Origin of the sequence: Pseudoxanthomonas composti (assembly GCF_004122095.1) — a bacterium.
In the GTDB taxonomy this organism is placed as follows: domain Bacteria; phylum Pseudomonadota; class Gammaproteobacteria; order Xanthomonadales; family Xanthomonadaceae; genus Pseudoxanthomonas_A; species Pseudoxanthomonas_A composti.
Genome location: NZ_SAWZ01000011.1, coordinates 123,998 through 134,039, shown reverse-complemented (window position 1 = coordinate 134,039; position 10,042 = coordinate 123,998). Strand labels below are relative to the sequence as shown.

At 69.4% G+C, this 10,042-nt stretch carries 9 protein-coding genes and 1 pseudogene; 8 read left to right on the top strand and 2 right to left on the bottom strand.

All coding sequences use genetic code 11. The annotated features are described in order from the left end of the window. The 4 genes and pseudogenes from EPA99_RS18840 to EPA99_RS16875 form a co-directional block, all read left to right on the top strand. Positions 1–376, top strand: a pseudogene (locus tag EPA99_RS18840) (hypothetical protein); the annotation flags it as partial. Further along, entirely contained in the window at positions 373–969 is a 597-nt protein-coding gene (locus tag EPA99_RS16885; protein ID WP_129472416.1) for an IMPACT family protein, read from the top strand. The pseudogene EPA99_RS18840 and the gene EPA99_RS16885, both read left to right, overlap by 4 nt. Positions 970–1,000: 31 nt before the next feature. Next, a complete protein-coding gene (locus EPA99_RS16880; RefSeq protein ID WP_129472415.1) occupies positions 1,001–2,806 on the top strand; it encodes an ABC transporter transmembrane domain-containing protein in 1,806 nt (601 codons plus the stop codon). Between the two features lie 143 nt (positions 2,807–2,949). After that, on the top strand, positions 2,950–3,456 hold the full coding sequence (locus EPA99_RS16875; RefSeq protein ID WP_129472414.1) for an O-acetyl-ADP-ribose deacetylase: 507 nt from the start codon (positions 2,950–2,952) through the stop codon (positions 3,454–3,456). A gap of 184 nt (positions 3,457–3,640) precedes the next feature. Here EPA99_RS16875 and EPA99_RS16870 read toward each other — a convergent pair whose 3' ends face one another. After that, complete coding sequence (locus tag EPA99_RS16870; protein ID WP_129472413.1) at positions 3,641–4,798, bottom strand: fatty acid desaturase family protein; 1,158 nt, start codon at positions 4,796–4,798, stop codon at positions 3,641–3,643. A gap of 2 nt (positions 4,799–4,800) precedes the next feature. Further along, positions 4,801–5,907, bottom strand: coding sequence for a ferredoxin reductase (locus EPA99_RS16865; RefSeq protein WP_129472412.1), 1,107 nt, complete (start codon positions 5,905–5,907; stop codon positions 4,801–4,803). Positions 5,908–6,005: 98 nt separating this feature from the next. Here EPA99_RS16865 and fabR point away from each other — a divergent pair, with 98 nt between their 5' ends. The 4 genes from fabR to EPA99_RS16845 all read left to right on the top strand — a co-directional run bounded on the left by fabR (position 6,006) and on the right by EPA99_RS16845 (position 9,937). Next, the gene (gene fabR, locus EPA99_RS16860; protein ID WP_241688435.1) at positions 6,006–6,668 is read left to right on the top strand and encodes an HTH-type transcriptional repressor FabR; all 663 of its coding nucleotides are present in this window, start codon (positions 6,006–6,008) and stop codon (positions 6,666–6,668) included. Between the two features lie 28 nt (positions 6,669–6,696). Continuing rightward, entirely contained in the window at positions 6,697–6,975 is a 279-nt protein-coding gene (locus tag EPA99_RS16855) for a hypothetical protein (RefSeq protein WP_129472410.1), read from the top strand. 168 nt (positions 6,976–7,143) lie between these two features. Continuing rightward, a complete protein-coding gene (locus tag EPA99_RS16850) occupies positions 7,144–8,145 on the top strand; it encodes a ligase-associated DNA damage response exonuclease (RefSeq protein ID WP_129472409.1) in 1,002 nt (333 codons plus the stop codon). A 187-nt stretch (positions 8,146–8,332) separates the two neighbouring features. Next, positions 8,333–9,937: an ATP-dependent DNA ligase gene (locus EPA99_RS16845; RefSeq protein ID WP_129472408.1), complete on the top strand. Its 1,605-nt coding sequence runs from the start codon at positions 8,333–8,335 to the stop codon at positions 9,935–9,937. Positions 9,938–10,042: the final 105 nt, after the last annotated feature.

The following is a 10,042-nucleotide window of genomic DNA, read 5'->3' as shown; positions in this document are numbered from 1 at the left end:
ACCCGCACCCGCACCCGCACCCGCCCCGGCCTCGGCGCCTGATCCGGCGGCCTTGTACGAATACGCGACTCCGGACGAGCAACGCGTCCAGCAAGACCCGGCCAAGCCCCGCGCCGCGCGCGCCCCGCGCGCCAAGGAGGCCGAGCACGCTCCGTCGCGGCCCGAAGGCGCACGCACTCAACGGGTCATGCGCACCGACACCCTGGTCCCGGTGGCCGACGATTCCCTGCTCAGCCGCGAGGACTGGATCGAGCGCATCCGCACCCGCTACGGCCTGGGCGATGTCCTCTCGGCCAGGCGCAGCCTGCAGCTGTTCGTGCAGATGCACCCGCATGACAAGGTGCCGGACGATCTGCAGCCGCTGCTGCGTCCATGAGCGACACCCTGGCCCAGCCGGCGCAGCTGGAACGGGTCGTCAAGCACAGCCGCTTCCTGGCCCTGGCCGCAGCGGTGGAAGCGCCGGCGCAGGCCATGGCCTTCGTGCAGCGCGTGGGCGAGCCGACCGCGACGCACAACTGCTGGGCCTACCGCATCGGCGAGGACTACCGCAGCAGCGATGACGGCGAGCCTGCAGGCACCGCCGGGCGGCCAATCCTGGCCGCCATCGACGGCCAGGGCTACGACCGCGTGGCGGTGGTGGTCACGCGCTGGTATGGCGGCATCAAGCTTGGAGCCGGTGGACTGGTGCGCGCCTACGGTGGCACCGCGGCCGAATGCCTGCGCACCGCCATGCGCCAGCCGCTGATCGCCCATGCCACGCTGCGCCTGCATTGCGGCTTCGACGACCTGGGCCTGGTCCATGCCGCGCTGGCGCAGCACGGCGCGGAGAAACTGGACGAAGGCTTCGACCCCAAAGGTGCGCTGCTGCGCGTGCGGTTGCCCGCGGACCGCTGCGCGGCCTTGAAAATCCAGCTGCGCGACGCCACCCGTGACCGGGTGCGCTTCATCGACCCGCCTGCCGCGGGCTGAAGGTCACCTCTTCCCCAGCAAGCACCCTTGCATGCCTTCCCAAGACAGCGACGTTCCGCCCCGCCCATCCGCCACTGCGCCCGCCGACGCACCACGCAAGGCGCCGTTGGGCAGCCTGCGCGCCCTGTGGCCGTTCGTGATGCGGCAGAAGGGGCTGTTCCTGGCCTGGCTGCTGTCCCTGGGCGTGGCCTCGGTGGCGACCTTGAGCTTTCCCGCGGCGGTCAAGCAGATGATCGACCAGGGCTTCGGCAGCGGCAGTGGCGAGAGCATCGACCGCACCTTCCTGCTGCTGTTCGGGGTGGCCGTGGTCCTGGCCCTGGCCAGCGCGGCGCGCTTCTACTTCGTCTCGCTGCTGGGCGAGCGCGTGGTCGCCGACCTGCGCCGCCGCCTGTACGCGCACCTGATCACGCTGGACGCGGACTTCCACGACCGCACCCGCAGTGGCGAGCTGGTCTCGCGGCTGTCGGCCGACAGCGAGCTGCTGCGCAGCGTGGTGGGCAGCAGCATGTCCGTGGCCCTGCGCAGCACGGTGACGGTGATCGGCTCGATGGTGATGCTGTTCGTCTCCAATCCGCGCCTGGCCGGCTTTGCGCTGATCGGCATCCCGGTGGCGGTGCTGCCCATCATCCTGGGCGCGCGGCGACTGTCCAAGGCCTCGCGCGTCAGCCAGGACCGGGTGGCCGACGCCAATACGCTGGCCAGCGAAACCCTGGGCGCGGTGCGCACGGTGCAGGCGCACGCGCGTGAGCCCTACGAGCGCAGCCGCTTCGAGGCGGCGCTGGCCCTGGCGGTGGACACCGCGCGGCGACGCATCCGCTCGCAGTCCTTCGTCACCGCCGGCGCCATCACCCTGATCTTCGGCGCGATCACCCTGGTGCTGTGGTCCGGCGCGCACGACGTCAATGCCGGTCGCATGAGCGCCGGCACCCTGGGACAGTTCGTGCTGTATGCGCTGATCGGCGGCGGCTCGATCGGCGCCCTGGCCGAGGTCTGGAACGAGCTGCAACGCGCCGCCGGCGGCATGGGCCGCATCGGCGAACTGCTGGACGAGGCACCGCGCGTGCTTGCGCCTGCCGCACCGCAGGCGCTGCCGGCGCCGGTGCGCGGCGAGATCCGCTTCGAACAGGTGGTGTTCCACTATCCCTCGCGCCCGGACGTGCCTGCGCTGGATGACTTCGACCTGCACGTTCGCCCGGGCGAGACCGTGGCGCTGGTGGGCCCATCCGGCGCCGGCAAGAGCACGGTCTTCTCGCTCCTGCTGCGTTTTTACGATGCCCAGTCCGGCACGCTGCGGCTTGACGCTGTGGACCTGCGCCAGCTCGAGATCGGCACCCTGCGCGAGCAGATCGCGTTGGTGCCGCAGCAGCCGACGCTGTTCGCCAGCAGCGCGGCGGACAACATCCGCTACGGCCGGCTGGAGGCCACCGACAACGAACTGCAAGCCGCCGCGCAGGCCGCCGAGGCCGACGGTTTCATCCGCGAACTGCCCGACGGCTACGACACCCAGCTCGGCGAGCGCGGCGCGCGCCTGTCCGGCGGCCAGCAGCAGCGCATCGCCATCGCCCGTGCGGTGTTGAAGGACGCGCCGGTGCTGCTGCTGGACGAGGCCACCAGCGCCCTGGACGCCCAGAGCGAGCGCGCCGTGCAGTCGGCGCTGGAACGCTTGATGGAAGGCCGTACCACCCTGGTCATCGCCCACCGCCTGTCCACCGTGCTCAAGGCCGATCGCATCGTGGTCATGGACCGCGGCCGCATCGTGGCCCAGGGCACGCACGCGGAGTTGATCGCGCAGGACGGCCTGTATGCGGAGCTGGCGCGCCTGCAGTTCATCGACTGATCGACGAAGTCGCGCAAAGAGATGCCGCGGCAATTCCAGCGCCGCGGCGCCATCGCGCTACCCAGGCGGCGAGGTGCGCACCACGCAGCGGCCAGGCCTTGCCTTCACGCCCATCTGCGCCAACGCGCGCCAGCATCCGGGCCATGACCGATCTGCGTGCCGTGCGGGCCGACATCACCAAGCTGGACGTGGACGCCATCGTCAACGCCGCCAATTCCTCGCTGCTGGGCGGCGGTGGTGTGGATGGTGCGATCCACCGCGCCGCCGGCCCCGACCTGGTGGCCGAGTGCCGCCTGCTGCAAGGCTGCAAGACCGGCCAGGCCAAGATCACCCGTGGCTATCGTCTGCCCGCGCGGTACGTGATCCACACCGTCGGCCCGGTCTGGCAGGACGGCACTCACGGCGAAGCGGCGCTGCTGGCCGGCTGTTATCGCAGCAGCATCGCGCTGGCGGCCGGCCATGGCCTGGCGACGCTGGCGTTTCCCGCCATCAGCACCGGCATCTACGGCTACCCCAAGCAGGCAGCTGCGCAGGTCGCGGTGGATACCGTGCGCGAAGCAACCCAGGGCACCTCGCTGCGCGAAGTGCTGTTCTGCTGTTTCTCGGATGAGGACTTGCAGCGCTATGCGGCGCTGCTGGCGTCGCAGTAGCTGTACCGCCGATGGCCCTGGCGCCATCGGGTGACGCCGGGGCCTTTCCTGTAAAGCCCCTTCGCCGATGAATCGGCTCCCACAGCGTCCAAGTACCGGCCAGCAAAAAAGGCGACGCATCGCTGCGTCGCCTCTCCAATCCGCTGATGTCGCTTCTCCGACAGGGTCGCTATCGCAGCCTGGATCAGCCCGGCTGCTGCATCGGCTCGGGCGTCACATCCACCACCGGCATCGAGGGCAGCTTGACCAGCGCGGTCTTGCGGCGCGGCCTGCTGGGGAAGGAATGCCGCAGGATGCGCCAGCTCACCTGGCCGAACTGCTTGAACAGCGAGCCGGTGTTGTAGTGCTGGCCATAGCGCTTGCAGATCTGTCGCACTTCCACCGCCATCTCGGCGTAGCGGTTGGCCGGCACGTCCGGGAAGAAATGATGCTCGATCTGGTGGCTCAGGTCGCCGGTCAGCACGTCGATCACCCGGCCGCCGCTGATGTTGGACGACCCGCGCAACTGGCGCAGGTACCAGTGCCCACGGCTCTCGTTGCGCAGCACTTCCTTGGGGAAGGTCTCGGCATCGGCGGTGAAGTGACCGCAGAAGATCACCACGTAGGTCCAGATGCTGCGCATCACGTTCGCCGCCAGGTTGCCCAGCAGCACCGGCAGGAAGAACGGGCCGGCCAGCAGCGGGAAGATCACATAGTCCTTCAGGACCTGGCGCCCGGCCTTCTTGGCCACCGGACGGGTCTGCGCCCACAGCTTGCCAAAGCTCATCTTGCCGCTCAGGAAACGGCCCAGGCGCAGGTCCTGGATCGCCACGCCCCATTCGAACAGCAGGCAGAAGATCACCGCGATCGGCGGCTGCAGCAGGTAGAAGGGCTTCCACTTCTGCTCTGGGAAGATGCGCAACAGGCCGTAGCCGATGTCATCGTCCATCCCGCGCACGTTGGTGTAGGTGTGGTGGCGGAAGTTGTGGGTCTTGCGCCAGTACTCGCTGGTGGCCACGATGTCCCACTCGTAGGTCTTGCCCTGCAGCTGCGGGTCGCCCATCCAGTCGTACTGGCCATGGATCACGTTGTGACCCACGGTCATGTTCTCCAGGATCTTGGCCAGGCCCAGCATCAGCACGCCGAGGATCCATGCGGGGATCAGGATGGTGTGGATGAAGGCACCGGCGAACAGCGCCGCGCGCCCGGCCACTTCCAACCAGCGCACGGCCGAGATCGACCGGCGGATGTAGCGGGCATCGCGCTCGCCCAGCGTGGCGACGGTGCGCTTGCGCAGGGCGTCGAGCTCCTCGCCGAAGCGCTGCAGTTCTTCCGGATTGAGGGCGCGGCTGCGGGTCTTCATGTCTACAGGTCCAGAACCAGATCGGAGGTGGCGCTGCTCACGCAGAGCTTGAGCGCGGCGGTCGGCTCGCCATGCAGCGTGCCGGTGGTCAGGTCGCGGGTGGTGCCGGCGGACTTGCCGCAGACGCAGGTATTGCACAGGCCCATGCGGCAGCCGTGGGTTGGCTTGAGGCCCTCGGCCTCCAGCGCTTCCAGCAGGCTCATGCCGCGCCGCAGCGTCAGGCTGCGGCCGCTGGCGGCCAGCTCGACCTGCACCGTGCCGGTGTCGCTGTCCTGTCGCGGCGGCGGGGTGAAGGCCTCGCACAGGAAGCGTGCGGCCCTGTCCTGCACCAGCGCTGCCGCGGCGGCGGTGAAGCCCGACGGACCGCAGGCGTAGACGCAGTGCGCGGCAAGATCTTCATGCGCGGCCAAATGCGCAGCCTCGATGCGGCCGGATGCTTCATCGGCCGCCTCGGCAGCCTGGCGCGTCAGCACGAAGCGCACCTGGAAATTGGCATGGCGCGCGGCCAGGGCCCGCAGCTCGGCGACGAAACACAGATCCTCGCGCGTGCGCGCCCAGTACATCAGCGTCACCGGCGCCGGCATGCCCTGCGCATCCAGCGCGCGCACCAGCGACATCAGCGGGGTGATGCCGCTGCCGGCGGCCAGGAACAGGCTGGGCATGGCGGTGGGCGGCAGCACCATCTCGCCGAAGGCCGGGCCGATATCCAGCAGGTCGCCGACCTGCACGCGCTCGGCCAGATGCTGGCTCACCTTGCCGCCGGCGATGCGCTTGACCGTGATCGACAGGCGCTCACTGCCAATGGCGTTGGTCAGGCTGTAGCTGCGCCAGACCCGTGCGCCCTCGATCTCCACACCGATATTGACGTGCTGGCCCGGCTGGAATCCTTGCCAGTGGCCATTGGCTTGCAGCACCAGGGTCACCGCGTCGGCCGATTCGGCGCGCTTTTCCAGCACGCGCGCCAGCGGACGCTCCCAGCGCCACAGCGGATGGATCCGCGAGGCCCAGTAGTCGAAGACCACCGGCGTCACCAGGGGCTGCACCAGGCGACGCAGCGCACTGGGACGGCGGGTGGCGGGGGGGACAGGCAGGACGGGGATGGCGCTCATGGGAAGACACTATACACATGCAGAAACAGCTGTGTATACAACTGTATATTCAGTTCAGGGCTATGATTCACCCCGGGTCGTCCGATGTGAAGCCACCTTTGAATCCTGCCGCCGAACTCCATCCCAACGCAGCTGCGACGGACACCCCAGTCCGCAAGGCCTCGATCTCGCGCGAGGACCTGCTGGCGGCCGCGCTCAAGCTGGTCGGCCCGCACCGCAGCGTGTCCTCGCTGAGCCTGCGCGAGGTGGCGCGCGAGGCCGGCATCGCCCCCAACAGCTTCTACCGCCAGTTCCGCGACATGGACGAATTGGCCATCGCGCTGATCGACCTGGCCGGCCGCTCGCTGCGCCAGATCATCGGCCATGCGCGCCAGCGCGCGGCCAGCAGCGACCGCAGCGTGATCCGCCTGTCCGTGGAGACTTTCATGGAACAGCTGCGGGCCGATGACAAGATGCTGCACGTGCTGCTGCGCGAGGGCGCGGTGGGCTCGGACGCGTTCAAACAGGCGGTGGAGCGCGAGCTGAACTACTTTGAGGAAGAGCTGAAGGTGGACCTGATCCGCCTGGCGGCCGCCTCCCGCGCGCCCCTGCACGAGCCGGCGCTGGTATCCAAGGCCATCACCCGCCTGGTGTTCACCATGGGCGCGGCCGCCATGGACCTGCCACCGGAAAAGGACCCGCAACTGATCGAGCAGATCTCGCAGATGCTGCGCATGATCATCACCGGCTCGCGGGTGCTGGCGCGCCACCCCGGCGTCTGAGCGCGCGATTCAAAGGAGCTGGAAGCACATGGACCCCGTGACCCGGACCGGCATCGCCTTTTTCTTCTCGGCTTGTCTGGGCGTGGGTGCGCTCCTATCCAGGACCGAGGACACGCAGCGGTTGCTGTTCTTCGCAGCGGTGGCCCTGTGCGCGCTGGCCGTGGGCGGCAATCTGCGTGAACTGCGCGCCGAGGGGCGTGCCATCGGCTGGACCCAGGGACGTCGCCTGCCCGTGGCCGGGCTCAACCTGTCGGCGGTCCTGCTCACCATGATCCTGGCGACCGCAGCGGTGTCCCTGCTCGATTGAGCCGGCCGGTTTTGTCTCTGCTCGCACGAACGCTGCCCTGAGGCCAGGCGCGGCGTACGAGCCGGGCCGCCCTGGCCTTCAGTCGGTATTGGGCGGTGTCTCAGCTTCTGAGACCTTGCGCCCGCACGTTGCCGGCACCTGCACACCGGTTCACGCACCCTGCCCCACATGGCTGCCGTCTCCAACGACCTGATCGTCCTGCGCCCGGAGGGGCTGTACTGCCCGGCGGGCGACTTCCATATCGATCCGTGGAAGCCGGTGCCACGCGCGGTCATCACCCATGGTCACGGCGACCACGCGCGCACCGGGATGGGCCGCTACTGGGCCACCCGCGAGAGCCTGCCGATCCTGCGCTGGCGGCTGGGCGAGCAGGATTACGACATCCGCGAATACGGCGAGGCCTTCCAGATCGGGGACGCGCGCCTGTCGCTGCACTCGGCCGGGCACGTGCTGGGCTCTGCGCAGGTGCGGATCGAGGTCGGTGATCAGGTCTGGGTGGCCTCTGGCGACTACAAGCGCCAGCCCGACCCGACGTGCGCGCCCTTCGAAGTGGTGCCTTGCGACACTTTCATCACTGAGGCGACCTTCGGCCTGCCGATCTATCGCTGGCCGGACACGCGCGAGGTGGCGCGCGACATCGTGGCCTGGCGCCGGCACTGCGCCGAACGCGGCGAAGCGGCGATTCTCTATTGCTACGCGCTGGGCAAGGCGCAGCGCGTGCTGGCCGAGCTGCGCGCCTTCGACGACCAGCCGGCGCTGCTGCACGGGGCGATCCAGGCCGGCGTGGAGGTCTACCGCAGCGCCGGCATCGCCATGCTCGACACCTTGCCCGTCTCCGAGACCGCACGCGGCAGCGACTACGCCGGCCAGCTGATCCTGGCGCCGCCTTCCGCGGCCGGCAGCCCGTGGATCCGCCGCTTCCGCAAGGCGCAGCAGGGCTTCGCCTCCGGCTGGATGCGGGTGCGCGGCAATCGGCGCCGGCGCAACTACGACCGCGGCTTCGTGGTCTCCGACCATGCCGACTGGCCCGACCTGCTGCGCACCGTGCGCGAGACCGGCGCCAGCCGCGTCATCGCCACCCATGGCAACACCGACGCCATCATCCGCGCCATGAACGAGGCCGGCATCGCCGCCGAGGCCTTCCGCACCGATTACGGGAACGAGGAATGAGCCCGCCGTTCCCCTGTGCGCATGCTCACCCTCGTCGCGTTCGCAGCGCTCCTGTGCTTGCCCGCAGCCGCTGCGCGCGACACCCCCTGGCCATGTATGGCATCCGCGATCCCGAGCGTCAGCGGCTCGACTGGAACGCAAGTCGCACGCGCCTGTGCTTGGTCTACACGCCCCACGAGGCATGGCGATGAAGCGCTTCGCCGATCTCTACCAGGCGCTGGACGAAAGCACCGCCACCCTGGACAAGCGCGCCGCGCTGATCGCGTATTTCCGCGACGCGCCGCCGCGCGATGCGGTGTGGGCGCTGTACCTGCTCTCCGGCGGCAAGCTCACCGGCGCGCGGCAGAAGATCGCAGGCACGGGCGAACTGCGCGCCTGGATCGCGCAGGAGTCGGCCACGCCCGACTGGCTGGTGGAAGACAGCTACGACCACGTTGGCGACCTGGCCGAGACCCTGGCCCTGCTGCTGGACGATCCGGCCGATCCGCCGCCGGAGCTGGGCCTGGCCGAATGGATCGAGGAGCGGCTGCTGCCGGTGGCCAACCAGGCCGAGGCCGTGCGCCGCGAGGTGATCGTCTCGGCCTGGCACGCCCTGCCCTATGCGCAGCGGCTGGTCTTCAACAAGCTGCTGACCGGCGCCCTGCGGGTCGGGGTATCGCAGCGGCTGGTGCAACAGGCGCTGGCGGAAATGAGCGGCATCGATATCGCGCGCATCGCCCAACGCATGCTGGGCACGTGGGCGCCGACTCCGCAGTTCCTGCAGGACCTGCTGTCGGCCGAAGACCTGCCCAGCGACCGCCAACAGCCGTATCCGTTCTTCCTGGCCTCGCCGCTGGAAGCGCCGGTGCAGTCGTTGGGCGACATCGCCGACTGGCGCCTGGAGTGGAAGTGGGACGGCATCCGCTTGCAGCTGATCCGGCGCCATGGCGAGGTCGCGCTGTGGTCGCGCGGTGAGGAACGCCTGGACGGCCGCTTCCCCGAAATCGAGGAGGCGGCCGCCACGCTGCCACGCGATTGCGTGATCGATGGCGAACTGCTGGCCTGGGGCCAGGGCCAGGACGCGCCGATGCCCTTCACCGCGCTGCAGACGCGCATCCAGCGCCGCAAGCCGGGTGCGAAGACGCTGGCCGATACGCCTGCGCGCGTGCAGGCCTACGATCTGCTGGAATTGGATGGCGAAGACCTGCGCGAGCGTGCGCTGGACGAGCGTCGTGCCCTGCTCGAGCAACTGCTGGCAGCGCATGGCGATCCACGCATCACGACCTCCGCACAGGTCCAGGCAGCGGACTGGGAGGCGGCCGCGCAGCTGCGCGAAGACTCGCGCATGCGCGGCGTGGAAGGCCTGATGCTCAAGCGCGCCGATTCGATCTACCAGGGCGGGCGCAAGCGCGGCGACTGGTGGAAGTGGAAGATCGACCCGTTGACCATCGATGCGGTGCTGATTTATGCCCAGGCCGGACACGGCCGCCGCAGCACGCTGTTCACCGACTACACCTTCGGCCTGTGGGATGGACAGACGCTGGTGCCGGTGGCCAAGGCGTACTCGGGCCTGGACGACAAGGAGATCATGAAGCTGGACAGCTGGATCCGCGCGCATACCACCGAGCGCTTCGGTCCGGTGCGCGCGGTGACGCCGCACCACGTGTTCGAGCTCGGCTTCGAAGCGGTCAACCTGAGCAAGCGGCACAAGTCGGGGGTGGCCACGCGTTTCCCGCGCATCCTGCGCTGGCGCCACGACAAGCCGATGGCCGAGGCCGACCGGCTGGAAGACCTGAAGGCGCTGGCGCGGTGAGCCAGCCGCTGCCGCAAGCCCCGTCCCGCAGACGCGCGCGATCGAAAGACACCCCGGCGGTGATCGCCGCCACCGAGGCTCGCGCCGGCACGCGGACCCGCCGGG